Source organism: Granulosicoccus sp. 3-233 (assembly GCF_052681095.1).
In genome coordinates this window covers 1-15,229 of the sequence record NZ_JBQYLE010000007.1, presented here as the reverse complement: position 1 = coordinate 15,229, position 15,229 = coordinate 1, and the positions used below count along the sequence as shown (strand labels likewise).

The window sequence follows — 15,229 nt, the reverse complement described above, 5'->3', positions numbered from 1 at the left end:
AAGGATGAAGAATTCAGGACGACTCGTGCAGGGCGCTTTTCTTGCCACCGGCGTTTTGCTGGCAACCGGAGCGCAGGCAGACACCACGGCCCCCGGCAACCTTCGATATGCCGTCTATTCTCACACGGCCGCTGAACTGTTCTGGGATCGTGCCAGTACCGATAATGGTCATGTCAGCGGATACGAGATCACCCGTAATGGTGAAGTACTTGACACACGCGATGCTCTGAGTCTGTTCATCGCGGACCTGCAGCCTGGCACCGCAAACGAATTCACCATTGCCTCCATCAGCAGTAGCGGCGAGCGTTCGTCAAGCGTCAGTGCAAGTATCGACACCGGTTCGGCAACACCGCCCTTCAACTCGGCAGCACTGGCAGCCCCAGGCGGTCTACGCAGTAGTCGTTATTCCTCGCAGGCGTTCGAGCTCTTCTGGGATCGTGTCCAGGGACAAGCCTACCAGTACGATGTGGAGATCAATGGCGAGGCCGTTGGCAGTACCGATGGCACCAGCTTTTTCATCGGCGACGAAACGGCCTATCGCGATGAATCGGGTCAGTTGCAGGTCACGCTGGTTGCACGCAATGCGGCTGGCACGAGTTCGGCGCCAAGCGCGTTGACACTGGCAGCCGGCGATGGTGAGGGTGGCGATGGCAATCCGAGCGAGCCTGGCGATGATGCCTTGCTGTCGCTCGACCGTGCTGGCGGTCTTCTTCAGCAGCTCACTGTCCTGATGCGCAATAACGGATTGACCGAGCATCAGGGTACCTTGCGCTTTCTCAACCGCACCTCGGCAGGCAACTACATCTCGGAGGAGTTTCTGGAAGGCAGTAGTAATTCCACGTATGAGTCAGATGTGCTGTACCGTCGAGGCTGCGTCGATGGAGGCAGTGTCGAGCATCGAGTCGAGTTCGGTTATCACGCCTATTACAGGCATGGCTTCAATGTGAGTGACTGCAATATTCCGGGGTATCGACTGTTGTCAGGGTTCGGCACATACACCAATCAGTACGACGGCTTTGATTATGGCGGTAATACCTGGACAGGTTATCGCGGCGCGTACGATGCACTGGTTGTCGAGCAGGGAGATGTTCGTGAAACGATGACGGCCTCCTCGATTCAGGACAACACCTCGCATCGTCAGATCGGTACGAGCGACCGTTATACCGTGCGTCGCTATCTGCGGATTGAAAACGGGCAGTACGATTGCACCGACGGGGATGTCGAAGTGACAGTCAGAGACTGGGATCATCGCTTCAATCGGTTCGACCCCGAAACGGGTTGGCATTCCTTGAATCGCCTGAATTCCACGTTTACGGTGAGTGCCAGTTGGACCGATGGGCAGACGCTCGACATTGACGCGGTATTCGATGGCCGTGGCGAAGAAGCACCCTGGTTCGACAGCGGTCGCCTGCGTATTGTCAGCGACACGGGTGATACGCTCGAAGTGCTGGCCGGTACGGGCGATCCGGAGACCTACCAGCTGGTGTCCACCGTGGATGGCGTGACGGTATCCGAGATTCGTCGTTGGGATGTCAATGGCTGCGATCTTGCCAACACCCTCTGGCATCAGAACCTGGAACGGGAGCAGTGTGTGTTGATGCCGCCGCTGGGGTGATGGAGGCTACTAACCGAAGTAAGAAGGAGTAGCGCTGATGGTCAGCTCGATTGAGAGGTTCCGCTGTCATTGATCGATGTGGCAAGCGATGATCATCGAGTTGTGAGCCGACGGGACCACGGATAAACCCACTCATATAAAGGGGAGGTTATTCGAGTGGATTTTGACGAAAGCTGTCTGATATATTGCAGGGTAGACAGGCGAGCGTCTTCGGTTTGAAAGAAACTCAACCGACTGGTGTCGTGGTTCGCTGATCATGTTTATTACTGGATTTGCAGGATGCGACCATGGCAAGGAGTTTTGGTCGCCTTGTCATCAAGGCGTTGAAGGAAGTCGACAAGGCTCAAAGACGAGCTGCGCGAGAGCGTGAACGGCAAGAACGCAAGGCCGCTGCAGCGCAGGCGCGCCATGAACGTGAAGTCGCGCGTGAAGAAAAGCGACAACGCACTGCGCAGCTGAAAGCAGAAGCGACTCTGGAACGGCAGCGAGTTGCCGAACTGAGGGAGCAGGAGAGACAAGCGCGTAGCCGGACGCTGAAGGAAAAGGAACAAATCGCGCGCCAGAAGGCCAGGGACAAGGCCGCACGCCAGGCTGTCATTGCAGCAGGTAAGCAAGCACTGGAACGGCGAGTGAAGGCTCGCGACAGCTTGTGCAAGCGCTATATCGATTCGGTGGTTGAGTAGCATGGAATGGCTACTGGAAAATTTTCCCAGGTGGGGGATGGTGGATGGTTATCTACGTGTTCCCGCTACACATCTTCTGATTGCGCTAGGCGGTCTGATCGTCTTTCTACTCGCCTGTTATTGCGTCAGTCGATATCGCAATCACCGGTTTCGACACGGCTATAACCGGGTATACCGGTCGCTGGTAGAGCTTGATAACGAGTTCGAGGAGCGGCAATCCGGATTTCTGGCCTGGCAGGAAGAAACGGCACACGACAGGCGGCGGGCGACTAGTGATCTACAGCAGTTGAATGCGGAGGTCTGTGCCATTTCGCAACGAGCGGCCGAGATGCGCCCCGTCTACGAAGAGCTGCAACAGCGGCAGGCAGCTTTGCAAGACGATGTCGAGCGGCTCGAATCCCGGCATTCGGATATCGTGAGTGTTCTCGATAACACCGGACCGCTGCATGAGCATTATGCGAATCTGCAGGGGAAAGTTGCCGAGAAATCCGAGGAGCTGGTGCGCGCGGAGCGGCAGTTGCAAAGTCTCAGGCTGGAGCTTGACCTGTATGATCGCCAGAACAGTCTGGTGGCCTATGCACATTATCAGGAGCCTGAATATCTGCATCAGAGCAGTGATCGATTCAAGATAGAGATCAAGCGAGAGAGAGACTTTCAAAGAGCCTTGATCAGCGAAAAGAAAGAACTGACGGGGATGGATGTATTGAAGGATGCCTCCGAGCGAGCACAGGCGTCCCGGCACGGAAAGCTGCTGATCAGGTCATTCAATTTGGAGTGCGACAAGCTGTTCGCAACGATCAGACACTCCAATTACGCTCGAACCGTTGAGCGCGTTGGCAAGTTGGCTCATGACCTCGAAAAGCTGATGAACGACCAGCGTTTTGGAATATCCCTTGAGTATGTGGAATCCAAGCTACGCGAATGCACGCTCATCTATCAGGACAAGTACAAGGCCAGAGAGGAAGCAGAAGAACAGCGGCAGCAACGGGAGCAGTTGAGAGAGGAGCGCAAGGCTCAGCGTGAATACGATGCTGCGCTGAAAAAGGCGCAGGAAGAAGAAAAGGCCTACCAGCAGATGCTGGAGAAAGCGCGAGAAGAGATCTCCGGCGCGACAGAAGAGCAGACACTGGAACAGCAGGAGCGAATCCGGTATCTAGAGGAAATGCTGGAAGGTGCCCGCCAGAACGAGCAGCGCGCGATGAGCATGGCACAACAGACACGCTGTGGATTCATTTACGTGATCAGCAATGAAGGCTCATTCGGCAAGGGTGTTTACAAGATAGGCTTGACACGCAGGCTCGATCCGATGGACCGAGTGAAGGAACTGGGAGATGCCAGCGTGCCATTTTCATTCGATGTGCACGGCATCATCTACTCGGAAGATGCTCCCAGGATGGAGAACGAGCTGCATCAGCATTTTGATGATAAACGCGTGAACGTAGTCAATAACCGGAAGGAATTCTTCCGCGTGGAACTGAATCAGATTGAAGAGGCGATCAACGGACTGATGGATGAGCCAGTTGTGTTGAAGCGAGAAGGGTTTGAGGATGATGATTATTCAGAGGCTATGCGGTTGAGGAATAGGGTGATTGAGGGGGAGGTCTGAATTAGTTATTAGAATGTGAATGTAATCTGCCGATTTCAGTTTCCGATATTTATTTCTTGGACTGCTTTCGGCCAATTTCTGAAGTTCGAAGCATGAAATGATTGGGTTTTTGTTAAGTCTGGTATCAGTATTGGAGCTGGCGTTCTCTATTTGGTGCATAAACCTGTCGCATTAGCCGTTGGGTGGCCCTCTCGGTCAGAATAGTTTTTGCAGCAGCTCTTAACGATTGTTCGGTAAGTCGTTTGTGGCTTAGATTGCGTTCGCAGATCAGCGTCGATTCCTACTTTTTATAAATCAGAGAGGATTATCAAATGCATTACTCATTTTACTTGTCAGCTTTTCTTCTTTTGACTGCGCTGCCGGGTCACGCCTGTGAGAATACTTTAAAGTTGAACGTACCTTCCAACGATCCAGATGATTTAGCGAGCGCTGAACTTTTTGAGAGTGTAGTCGAAGATAGGACGGATGGGGAAACTTGCGTTGAATTATTTCCGTCTTCTTCGCTTTATGAGTCTTCCGATGCCGTGACTGCACTTTCGAATGGCCTGTTAGAATTATCGATAGTACCAACAAATCAATTGCATCAATTCGGCGATAGTATGTATTTGTTTCAGGTCCCATTCTTATTCCGAGACTCCGAAATACTGCATGACTTTATGATGAGCGAATCGAGTGCTCAAGTTATTGAGCCGCTTACTGAGAACGGACTCGTTCCAATAACATTCTGGTCAGAAAAACCAGCCCAGATTTACTCTGATAGTCCAGTAACAGAGGCCAGAGATCTAGCCCGGCGAGAAGTTAGGGTCATGAATGCTAGTGGGCTTGAATCGCTATCCAATAGCATTGGATTTTCTACCTCGGCGGTTGGTTGGAAGGATTTATGGAGCCAGTTTAACATTGGTCAATTTTCAGCTTTTGAGACAACAATTTCTTCCGAACAAGTATATGGCTTAGCTGGTCGTGAAATCTCGCTTACGTTCACAAACCATTCGTACGACGCTAGTTTTCTCATTATTTCTAGAATGATATTAGATTCGATGGACGACGAGACTAGAGAAATAGTACTTGATGCAGGAAAATTAAGTGGAAGTGATAGGAAAAAAAGAGGCTGCGAGAAACAGGTTTCTAGCCTCGAGGAAGCTCAGACAAATGGTATGACTATCTGGTTTTTGTCTGATGATAGCTATAAGAATTTCCGGAGAATAGCTTCGAGCGGATGGGATCAACTTGTAAATGAAGATGTTTTGTCATCCGTTGACGCATTTTGTCCAGAGTGTGCAGGTACAGCACCGCGCCCAAAGCCAAAATGCGAGTAATATTCAGATGAAAAGGCGAAGTGGCAGAGTTTTGGTCTCATGAACGGTTGGACGCTCAAGCGTGAAATTGATGTGTTATCAATACCCTCTTTAATCTTATCTTTGATTGCAGTAGGCGGAGTATTTTTTGCTTTTTTTTCAGAGCCTAGAACTGAATACATAGACAACAAGTGGTTGATCATTGCGAAGCATGAATTTGATTCTGGCGAGGTTGTTGTCAAGGCTGCCAAATCGAACGGCTATTTGAATACCAATCGAGGGAATAAATCCGACGCTCTTATTTGGGAGAATATGGACGTTGAAGTTGGTGGTTGCACGATAATCCTTGAGTGGAAGGAAACAGGTGTTTGGTCAGGCGATGAAAGGAATTTCGAATTTGAAGACGTAAACGGTGAAGCAAATCTACCGAGAGAGGTAAAAAGCGGTGAGGTTCTCGCTCACGATACGCATTACCATCCCCTAAATGTTGTTGCCAAAGAAAACTCGTCAAAGCATTGCGACGAATCTGTCTCCAGCCTAGAGTGGACGAAGTTCTTCAAACTCGTAAGTGAAAATCGAGTAATTTCAGCAACAATCTATGCAGAATTTTTGGAAGAAAACCTCAAAGAAATGGCAAAATGTAGTTTTACGGTGTATGACGAGGATCGTTTTTTTACTGACCCTAAGGGAGCGTGGTTCGAATTTGCGTGTGATTAGATTCTCCTAGCCTGAAAATTTCGCGCAGAGGTGGCGGAGTGCCGCTAAAATTGTAGGCCTACCAAAGCTTTACAATCAAACACAGACACACTCCGCCAGTGACAAATTGTACCCTGAACCGCAAGGTAAAAAAACGCTCCCTTCATATCAACTTTGACGGTGGCGATGTCAGCGGCATCGGTGGCGTCGAACTGTTACGGGCCGCCGACGATCGCCTCGGCTTGTGCAAGGCCGCTTCCAGATTGCTGCCCGATCCGCGCGATCGAACGGCCATAACACACCAGTGGGAGGCGTTGTTTCGTCAGCGCGTCTATGGCATTGCTGCAGGCTTTGCCGATCTGAATGATCACCAGCAGTTACGTCATGATGCCGCGTTACAAAGTGCTGTTGGTGTTATGGCGCCGATGGGTAGTGCGCCGACCTTGTGTCGAATGGAAGCAGTAGCCAGTCAATTGTCGTCTTCTGAAGCAAGAACAATGGTGTTTCAGATGCATGAGTTGATACTGCAGCAATTCATTGATTCGCACGACCGGCCGCCAAAATCTCTGGTACTGGATTTTGATGGCACCGATGATAGAGTTTTTGGCGGCCAGGAAGGTCGAAGCTATAGCAGCCACTACGGCGGATATGCTTTCCTGCCGCTGTATGTGTACTGCGGGAATCATTTGCTGGTGAGTTATCTGCGCCCTGTCAATCGTACTGATTCCTATCACTCTGCAGCCGTATTGTCGTTATTGGTCAAAGGACTCCGGGCCCATTGGCCCAAGGTCAATATCGTATTCCGAGGCGATGCCGGTTTCTACCGCCCCTTGCTGTTGAGCTGGTGTGAACGTCATGATGTTCGCTACATCATTGGTTACCGAAGCAATGAGGTTCTGCTGCGCGAGTGCCAGACAACCGTAGACACACTGGAAAATGGCTGGCACTGGCTTGACTATCACGACGTGGATTTGCCATCGATCAAGCACTTCCTGAATATCGACTACCAGGCCGGCAGTTGGCGTCGAAGTCGACGGATTGTTGCCAAGCTCGAACGCAACGCCATCGGTGCCAATCAACGATTCATCGTCACAGACCTGCCAGGCGATGCCGAGCAACTCTATAGCCAGGTGTATTGTGAAAGAGGCACCATGGAGAACCGCCACAAGGAGCTGCAGATGGGCTTGTTCGCAGACAGAACCAGTTGTTCTGCCTGGTGGAGCAATCAGCTTCGGGTCATGTTCTCATCATTGGCCTACGTGCTCTGGCAAAGCGTCAGGCAAATTGGCTTGGCAGGCACAACGCTGGCCAAAGCCCAAGTGTGGACCCTGCGTCAACGCTTAATCAACATCGGTGCAGTGGTGTTGAGAAACACGCGCCGGATCGAGCTTCGACTCAGCAGTGCATCCCTGGAGAAATCCAACTTTCTACTCGCCCTTCAACGGCTTCAGGCCACATAGTCATAGACCAGTGGAACGACCCGCCTGCCGACTGGGGGAAAGGGGGCCTGTGTTTATTGGATTGCCGAACGGTACTGACAAGGTACAAAATCGCGACAACTGATCAAGCCGAAGCAACACTACCGTTTTGTTCAGTGTGACGAAATTTTCAGGCTAGGTGAGTATTTCAACTTCTACAACACTGAACGCCGTCATCAATCATTGGACAATCAAACCCCCGATACGGTATACACTGAAACCGCAGGCAGGAAGGCTGCATAACTTGGAGAGGCACTCAGGTCGCTGTACAGTTTTTGGGGTCCACTACTCATGATCCGCCTAACACTCATGTGTCAAACGAACGGCATACAGTGCCCAAAGTAAAATTACCGGCTGACACTGATCTACCTCGTTGAAAAATCGATACCTCATGAATTATAGTCTTGCTGGCGTGTTGGAACGTTGAGGATGGTCCTGTGGGTCGAGGGAAAGGTGCTGCGCTGGATTCTTCAAATGGCAAGCTAGACGTTTTTTCAACGGCTTTCGTTACTTGTTGCAGAGGTGTACGGCAATGAAAATCGGTTACGCCAGAGTGTCGACCGTCGATCAGAATCTCGACTTCCAACGAGATGCTTTGACATCGGCGGGATGCGAGGTTGTGATCGAGGATGAAGTCAGTGGTGTCACCGCTTTTCGACCTGGTCTTGAGAAAGTCCGTGAGCAACTGCGAAAGGGCGATGTGTTGGTCGTCTGGCGACTGGATCGTCTGGGACGGACGCTAAAAGACCTCATTGCCTGGGTTAGTTATCTTGATGAACGTAGTGTTGGCCTTATCAGCTTGCATGAGTCCATCGACACCAGTAGCTCCGCGGGAAAGCTCACGTTTCATCTGTTCGGTGCACTGGTAGAATTCGAACGCAATCTTATTCGGGATCGCACAGAGGCCGGTCTTGCCGCTGCGAGAGCTCGCGGTAAAAAGGTGGTCGACCCAAAGCTCTCAGCAAAGATAAACGTAAGCTCGCTGTTCAGTTGTATCAAGAAGGGGAAACGCCGATTGCAACGATCTGTTCAATGATGCAGATCTCCAAACCGACGCTTCACGCGTACATTCGGGCATCGGCAAGGCAGGAAGCCAAACACAGAGCATGACAAGTCATTGTCATTGCTATTCCTCATGCTAATGGCGGCCGGTAAGGAGTCTGGGAACAATGCTTAATGTCTACCGACAAGTTTGATTTATTTGAAGTCTTCGCACGTACTGCAGAAAACGGCTCATTCTCACAAGCTGCCAAAGAACTTGGCGTTGAACCATCAACAATAAGTCGTAAGATCAAGAAACTCGAAAAGCACATCAAGCAGTCGTTGATCCAGCGCGACTCGCATGAGTTCGCGCTCACCGAAACCGGTCATCGTTTTCTCTCTGAGGCTACGGATCTTCTCAATCGTTGGCATCGCATGGAGGATAGATACCGTGGTGCAGAACAATCCATGTCTGGCGCACTCAAAGTCATTGCTCCTATAGGCTTAGGGCAACATGTGCTGACTGAATCTACGGTCGAGTTTCAGAAGCTATATCCTGAAATGCGATTAACTTGGATCTTAAGAGATGAATCGGTAAAGTTCTCCGAAACCGGATGTGACCTCTGGATTCGCCTTGGTGACCATGATGATTCATCACTAGATTGCCGAAAACTTGCAATAACGCAACGCACTTTAGTCGCTGCCCCAGAGTTAGTTAGAAGCAAGTCGATCAAAAATGCAGCTTGTGTAGAAAAGCTACCCTGCGTAGCACTCGATCCCATAGACGGGGGACAGATCCAACTGACTTCGATGAAGAGCCAGCAAGCTCGATATATTTATCCCGATGTTGTGCTATCCACCAACAACTTCTTTGCCATGCACACTTCGATAATCAATGGATTAGGATTTGGTGTGCTACCTCATTGGTATGTAAACGACGACCTCCAAACTGGTCGATTAACTAAAATACTACCAGAGTGGCAACCACGATCACTGTCCATCAATGCCGTATTTTTACCTGAACGCTACCGAAGTATTCGCATTGGAACATTTGTCGAACATATTTCGTCAACGCTCAAAGCAACACCTGGCATCCGAGTATTTTCTCAGAAAAAAGTTATGAGTATTCGCTAATCTCTTTTATCTTCAATTGTTTAGGCTATTGCAGAAAATGCAAAGCCGCGTTGCGTTGAATGCAATTGCATTTCCTGCAAAGCAGCTTTGCATCCCGAGCATTGCCATTCTTCCGCTGATTCGCAAAATCATTGATCAGTCAGTGAAATTACTGGCCTGAAAACCTAACCACCTTACTTTTTTGGTGACTATGTATGAAGGCCTATGCAGATAGCGTAGTTTCCATTGCAGCGATTATTTGTCCCTAAAAAACCCGTGAGCTTTGAGATGATGAGATACATGTTATTCTTCCTGCTAGCATTTCCAACAATATCTCTGGCGTGCACGAGCAATACGACACCATGTATTGACGATCCTTCAATAGTAGGGAGCCCACAGTTTTCTCTTGCATGGGATGATGGATTTTCAGGCGGGAGTATAGTCGGAAACGGTAATTGGCGCCACGAAACGATGCAAACCGGGGAACACAAGACATCTAACGTGTATCCAACCAAGGATGGACGAAGATGGTCTGCTTGGTACAACAATCATTTGGGTGAGACGTCATACATTGATACTTGGACATATCCTGAAGACGCGCTGATTCAAAGAGGAATTGTTGATTACTCAGTTACCGACCCAGAGCGAGATGAAACATACTCGGAACCAGATGGTCCTGAAGATGTAAATTACGGCAATTTCAGGGCCTACACCTCTTTTCTCACAACACATGGGTTTGTGTCTGATCAAAATAGACAGCCACTCACTACACCCCAACACAGATGGGGCCCAGGACATTACTTCGAAATAAAAGTCAATTTTGAAAATATGTCTATGGGAGGACACCGTCATTCGTTTTGGTTAATGCCAGCGGACTACGACGCAAATGGTGATGTGATCGGCGGCAATATTGCCTACGATTCAAATCCTTCAAATGGCGTGGAGATTGATATTTACGAATACGAAGCGGCCCCTGCTAGCACTGAAAATACTCTGTATATGAAGGTGCTTGGTAATCCAATAAGCAATGGAGGAACAGGAAACAGTAACAATACACTAGACAATGCGGATCGCCCTACAGGTATTAGTTATTCTGGCGGTGGAAACTCAAATAGTGGTGGGACAGGCACAGAAGTTACAACTACATCCAGTTTTCCTGGTGGCTTGTTAACCGATGGGTGGCATAAAATCGGACTGTATTGGAGTAGCAGCAAACTAGTTTGGTTCTTGGATGGATACCCGGTAGTAGAAGATACAACGAATGTACCTACCGTTCCTCACTATCTACTGTTGACCAGAGAAATAAATTCTGGAGTGTTTGATCAGAGGCAAAGCTCCAATGTCTCATACGATCCAGGTATTCAGGGCGAAAATGCAGCTATAGCTCGTAATTTAGCTGAACTTGGCAAAAAGAACCAAGACGGTACCGAAGACTTTGGACTTACGGGTAGGGATCATGTGGTGGTCGACTATGTAAAAGTTTGGAGTTTTGATGACAATGGTAACGGTGGAAATGGAATCACTGTTCCCAGAAATGTCGCTGGCACTCGATACTCCAACACCGCAGCGGAAATAGCGTGGGATCCACCTTCCAATGCTGGTGCAGGATTGGATCACTATGAAGTAACTCGTAATGGGTCGCTTGGGTATTCAGGCAACGGTGAAAGCTGGTGGATGACAGACCTATCACCGAGTCAGGAATATACGTTCGAAGTATCGGCAGTTGATGTCAACTCTCAATCGTCTCCGGTCGCTTGCATAGAACTTGGACCTCACTCCGGAGGGAATGTTCAAGCAGTACCTTGTGGGGGTAGTGGCGGAGGAGGCGGTAATTCGCCGCCTACTATTCCGGGTAATTTCACTGGCGCTGTTTACTCAAGCTCTGCGCTGGAGTTGTTCTGGAATCATTCGACAGACTCCGATGGTAGTGTTATTGAATACCTTGTTATGAACGAAACAACATCAACCGAAGTAAAACGTGATTACGTTCAAAGTGCATATATAACTGGGCTGCAAGGCGCGACATCCTATGATTTCTCGATTGTAGCAATTGACGACCAAGGGGCCAGTTCTCAAGTAGCGACCGTTCAATTAACTACAAACTGAAATACCTTTAGTGGAGAGCATTGATGATCGATCAAAAATACTCGAACAGACTGGCATTTATTATTGCAGTGGTCTGTACTACCACCCCAGCGTTCGGACAGCAATTTAGAAATACAATTTGCGATGTAGATGGCATTTCCCCCAGAGACGCAGTGGTATTACAAACGCTTGCAGCGCCTGATTTTATAGATCTAATCATTGATCTTCAGACAATAGAAAGGTTCAGTGCCGGCATAGAGAGTAACCAACTTGCCACGCGTGATGTTTCAAATAAAAATGGTGTAAGAGAGGTACGCGTGAGTTGTCCAGGTGGCGGAAGCATCACAACTAAGCAATTGGAGTACTTCTTAAGCCACCACGAGGCTGTGAATATTGTAGAAAACTGTGTTCTTCACAACAAGTCTTACGTTGGTAGCTACTCAGTAGTGAATGTACCTACAAAATACTATGAAATAGCTGACCTATTTATGACATCAGAATCGAGTGACGGCACTTCTGTTTCCTTTTCTGGAGCTAGCTATGTCAATGAATTTTCAGATCATTATTTTAATGCTGCATACGATGGAACCAAAACATATAAGTTTAAAGAAATGAAAAAGTCTTTGCCAAAAGGCATAGACTATGGCGTTTCATCATTTATAGCTACAGTAGAATGGGGAGATAGAACCTCCGACAAGTCCAAATTGCGAGCCTCATTTGCATTAAATGCATCTGCCTCGACTGCTGCTATTCAAGTGACAACTGAAAAACCCGTTGTCGTAGACGGAAACACCAGAGATGTCAGCTCTGGGAGATTAACGCTTAATGATCGAACTTCAGACTCTACTAGCGACATACGAGCCGAAAGCGGCTGGCCTGAAAGAAGTGCCATAGATCGAACTGAGATAGATTTTTCAAACATCGATAGAGCTGTCAATGAGTGCATTTCAAAAAGTATACCACTCAGATACAACGTGTTTTAAACCAAAATGAGTAGACAGAGTTCAAACTACAAGTATTTATAATTCATGAAAACGATAATTATGTGTATCTTTACAGTATCGCATGACAGGATTGATTGTGTGAAAACAGTCAAAGCTAAAAAATACAGTAGACTACTAGTATTTACCTATATGTTTGGTTTATGCAGTAGCTTACATGCGACTGTCACAGTTAACGGCAATACGATTACATGGCCTGATAATGGTTGGTATCAGGTTCAGACTGCTGACGGTAGCGAAACACTTTGTAACGGCGGAAGCTCCTGCGCAGTCGAACCGGGATCGTATCTGGTTATTAACCATTCTACAGGTGAGCGTTTTCTCGGAATAGAAGTCAGTGGCTCAGTATCTCCTTCTGATATTACAGTAAGCGGCAGTACGATTACATGGCCTGATAATGGATGGTATCAGGTGCAGACTGCCGACGGTAGCGAAACACTCTGTAACGGCGGAAGCTCCTGCACAGTCGATCCGGGATCGTACCTAGTTATCAACCACTCTACCGATGAGCGTTTTCGCGGAATAGAGGTCAGTGGCTCAGTATCTCCTTCTGATATTACAGTAAACGACAATACGATTACATGGCCTGATAATGGTTGGTATCAGGTGCAGACTGCCGACGGTAGCGAAACACTCTGTAACGGCGGAAGCTCCTGCACAGTCGATCCGGGATCGTACCTAGTTATCAACCACTCTACCGGTGAGCGTTTTCGCGGAATAGAGGTCAGTGGCTCAGTATCTCCTTCTGATATTACAGTAAACGACAATACGATCACATGGCCTGATAATGGTTGGTATCAGGTGCAGACTGCCGACGGTAGCGAAACACTCTGCAACGGCGGAAGCTCCTGCGCAGTCGAACCGGGATCGTATCTGGTTATCAACCACTCTACAGGCGAGCGCTTTAATGAGGTTGAAGTTCGAGGCAATAGTCAGGGCGGTGTCATTAATGCTACAAGCTATCAATCAATTCTTGAGCAAATGGTTATAAGGCTGTATGCAGGCTTTTACGATCCCGCTTTTGAAAGCATGAAATATGATGACAATGTAACGCTAGTCAGCGAATCTAGCGACGGCATCAAAGTAGAAGAATCATACGCATGCAATGGCGGAGGCACGTACGAGACTGTGGATGAAGTAGGAGGCGCTGCGGCATCTAATACAATAAGTTTAAAAGACTGCCTTACCAATGGCGTAACGTACGGTGGTAATTTCACAAGTAGTCAAACCTTTGGGCTTTTATTATCTGAACGATGGGATGGCTATGAGGCTGTTGGGTCTGCTGATGATCAGGTTAGAATAAGTGTCGAGAAATTCGATTCATTTAACACTGCTGTTTCAACAAGTCGTTTTCTTGCTTCAGAGTACGTGTTTATTACTGAGGATAGTCAAGATAATATCTCGAATATGGAAACATCCGTTTCGGTGGTCTCGCAAACGCAAGCGATAACTGGCATTTTTAATATCACTGTGAATAGTGGGCTTAGCACGAACGGTGTATTCACATTATCAACTGCTCAAGACTTTACCGATCTAACACGCTCTTCTGATAACAAGATTTCAACCTACGCAATGGGTCAGTTAGAAATAGTTGCTGAGGATCAAAGCAAACTAGTAATCGATGCGAACAATGGAGATCCCGATACATTTACAGCACTGATTGAGTCTCTCGATACTGTAACTTCATTTACAGTACCGTGGTCTGCTGAAAATATTCTGCCATGTGCTGAGATAAATCATATTGATTCCAGTGAGTGTGCGATCGATAGGTAGCTCACTCTCCCCCTCTGTCAAGATAGTTGGAGCTTCAGTTTTGAGGCACTATTAAAGTCATAGAGAGGGCGAGCAGAGGATCATCATGGGTTATTCCCCGGAACGTAGAATTGATGACGAGGACTACCGCCGAAGGATATTGACACAGCTGAACCGTGGTTGTGGTGGATCGGTGGCGATAGAATCCGATCCTCGCTGTCGCCATCAGGTGTTTGATATCCCGGAGGTGCGCTTTTCTGTGATCGAACACCAGCTCTTCGGCGGACAGTGTCGCGGTTGTGGTAAATATCATTGTGCGCAGACCCCCGATAGCGTGCCGGCTGGTCAGATGGGACCGAACCTGGTGGCGTTAATCGCCCATTTATCCGGGCGCTACCATTTATCGATACGCAACATTCAGGATTATCTGTACGAGCACTGGCAGTTGAGTTTCAGCCTGGGTGCAATCTCTCAGGCCCAGGCAAAAGCCACGGCAGCTTTAGGCGATCCGTATCGGCAAATCGGCACTTACGTTCGCAGCCAACCGGTCGTGCAAGCGGATGAAACCAGGCATTTCCATGGAACCGAGTGTCGCTGGTTATGGTCATTAGTCACACTGCAAGCCTGCTATTTTCTAACTCAGGCTTCACGCGGTAAAGAGGCAGCGGATACGCTGTTAGGGGAATTCATCGGTTATGTGGTAACCGATGATTATGCAGGCTATAACCGCGTACCTGAAAGTCGACGTCAGTTATGTTGGCCGCATCTGATTCGTAAATTCACTGACATCGCTGGGCGCGTAGGCAATGGTGGCAAGGTTGGGCGCCGGCTTTTGTTGCTCGCCCATAGTCAGCGATTCCCGGCCATCAGTCTTACTCAGCACTAAGATCCCGCCAGTTTATTGCGCCCACAGTAAACTCAACC

Annotated in this window: 13 protein-coding genes; all 13 read left to right on the top strand. The window is 48.6% G+C overall.

Going from position 1 to position 15,229, the window contains the following annotated elements; translation table 11 throughout:
- Positions 1–4: 4 nt before the first annotated feature.
- Positions 5–1,615 carry a hypothetical protein gene (locus tag ACUNV4_RS18005; RefSeq protein ID WP_430879983.1) on the top strand — a complete coding sequence of 537 codons (1,611 nt, stop codon included), beginning with the start codon at positions 5–7 and terminating at the stop codon, positions 1,613–1,615.
- 287 nt (positions 1,616–1,902) lie between these two features.
- On the top strand, positions 1,903–2,298 hold the full coding sequence (locus ACUNV4_RS18000) for a hypothetical protein (RefSeq protein WP_430879982.1): 396 nt from the start codon (positions 1,903–1,905) through the stop codon (positions 2,296–2,298).
- 1 nt (position 2,299) lies between these two features.
- Positions 2,300–3,904, top strand: a complete 1,605-nt coding sequence (locus ACUNV4_RS17995) for a DUF4041 domain-containing protein (RefSeq protein WP_430879981.1) — start codon at positions 2,300–2,302, stop codon at positions 3,902–3,904.
- A 311-nt stretch (positions 3,905–4,215) separates the two neighbouring features.
- Entirely contained in the window at positions 4,216–5,220 is a 1,005-nt protein-coding gene (locus tag ACUNV4_RS17990) for a TRAP transporter substrate-binding protein (RefSeq protein ID WP_430879980.1), read from the top strand.
- 39 nt (positions 5,221–5,259) lie between these two features.
- Complete coding sequence (locus tag ACUNV4_RS17985) at positions 5,260–5,916, top strand: hypothetical protein (protein WP_430879979.1); 657 nt, start codon at positions 5,260–5,262, stop codon at positions 5,914–5,916.
- A 98-nt stretch (positions 5,917–6,014) separates the two neighbouring features.
- Positions 6,015–7,355: an IS1380 family transposase gene (locus tag ACUNV4_RS17980; protein ID WP_430879978.1), complete on the top strand. Its 1,341-nt coding sequence runs from the start codon at positions 6,015–6,017 to the stop codon at positions 7,353–7,355.
- A 550-nt stretch (positions 7,356–7,905) separates the two neighbouring features.
- Positions 7,906–8,409 (top strand): recombinase family protein, encoded by a 504-nt coding sequence (locus ACUNV4_RS17975; RefSeq protein WP_430879977.1) that lies wholly within the window; start codon positions 7,906–7,908, stop codon positions 8,407–8,409.
- Positions 8,364–8,483, top strand: coding sequence for a hypothetical protein (locus ACUNV4_RS17970; RefSeq protein WP_430879976.1), 120 nt, complete (start codon positions 8,364–8,366; stop codon positions 8,481–8,483). Before ACUNV4_RS17975 ends, ACUNV4_RS17970 begins: the two co-directional genes overlap by 46 nt.
- A 66-nt stretch (positions 8,484–8,549) precedes the next feature.
- Entirely contained in the window at positions 8,550–9,488 is a 939-nt protein-coding gene (locus tag ACUNV4_RS17965) for a LysR family transcriptional regulator (RefSeq protein ID WP_430879975.1), read from the top strand.
- Between the two features lie 480 nt (positions 9,489–9,968).
- Positions 9,969–11,573 (top strand): fibronectin type III domain-containing protein, encoded by a 1,605-nt coding sequence (locus tag ACUNV4_RS17960; protein ID WP_430879974.1) that lies wholly within the window; start codon positions 9,969–9,971, stop codon positions 11,571–11,573.
- A gap of 23 nt (positions 11,574–11,596) precedes the next feature.
- On the top strand, positions 11,597–12,535 hold the full coding sequence (locus ACUNV4_RS17955; protein WP_430879973.1) for a hypothetical protein: 939 nt from the start codon (positions 11,597–11,599) through the stop codon (positions 12,533–12,535).
- 99 nt (positions 12,536–12,634) lie between these two features.
- Complete coding sequence (locus ACUNV4_RS17950) at positions 12,635–14,326, top strand: hypothetical protein (protein ID WP_430879972.1); 1,692 nt, start codon at positions 12,635–12,637, stop codon at positions 14,324–14,326.
- 85 nt (positions 14,327–14,411) lie between these two features.
- Positions 14,412–15,191, top strand: a complete 780-nt coding sequence (gene tnpC, locus ACUNV4_RS17945) for an IS66 family transposase (protein ID WP_430879971.1) — start codon at positions 14,412–14,414, stop codon at positions 15,189–15,191.
- The last annotated feature ends 38 nt before the right edge of the window (positions 15,192–15,229 follow it).

Bases quoted from the DNA above. Each gene is read 5' to 3' on its own strand.
- ACUNV4_RS17985 (WP_430879979.1), top strand. From the start codon at position 5,260: ATGAACGGTTGGACGCTCAAGCGTGAAATTGATGTGTTATCAATACCC.
- ACUNV4_RS18005 (WP_430879983.1), top strand. From the start codon at position 5: ATGAAGAATTCAGGACGACTCGTGCAGGGCGCTTTTCTTGCCACCGGC.
- ACUNV4_RS17965 (WP_430879975.1), top strand. From the start codon at position 8,550: ATGTCTACCGACAAGTTTGATTTATTTGAAGTCTTCGCACGTACTGCA.
- ACUNV4_RS18000 (WP_430879982.1), top strand. From the start codon at position 1,903: ATGGCAAGGAGTTTTGGTCGCCTTGTCATCAAGGCGTTGAAGGAAGTC.
- tnpC (WP_430879971.1), top strand. From the start codon at position 14,412: ATGGGTTATTCCCCGGAACGTAGAATTGATGACGAGGACTACCGCCGA.
- ACUNV4_RS17975 (WP_430879977.1), top strand. From the start codon at position 7,906: ATGAAAATCGGTTACGCCAGAGTGTCGACCGTCGATCAGAATCTCGAC.
- ACUNV4_RS17955 (WP_430879973.1), top strand. From the start codon at position 11,597: ATGATCGATCAAAAATACTCGAACAGACTGGCATTTATTATTGCAGTG.
- ACUNV4_RS17995 (WP_430879981.1), top strand. From the start codon at position 2,300: ATGGAATGGCTACTGGAAAATTTTCCCAGGTGGGGGATGGTGGATGGT.
- ACUNV4_RS17990 (WP_430879980.1), top strand. From the start codon at position 4,216: ATGCATTACTCATTTTACTTGTCAGCTTTTCTTCTTTTGACTGCGCTG.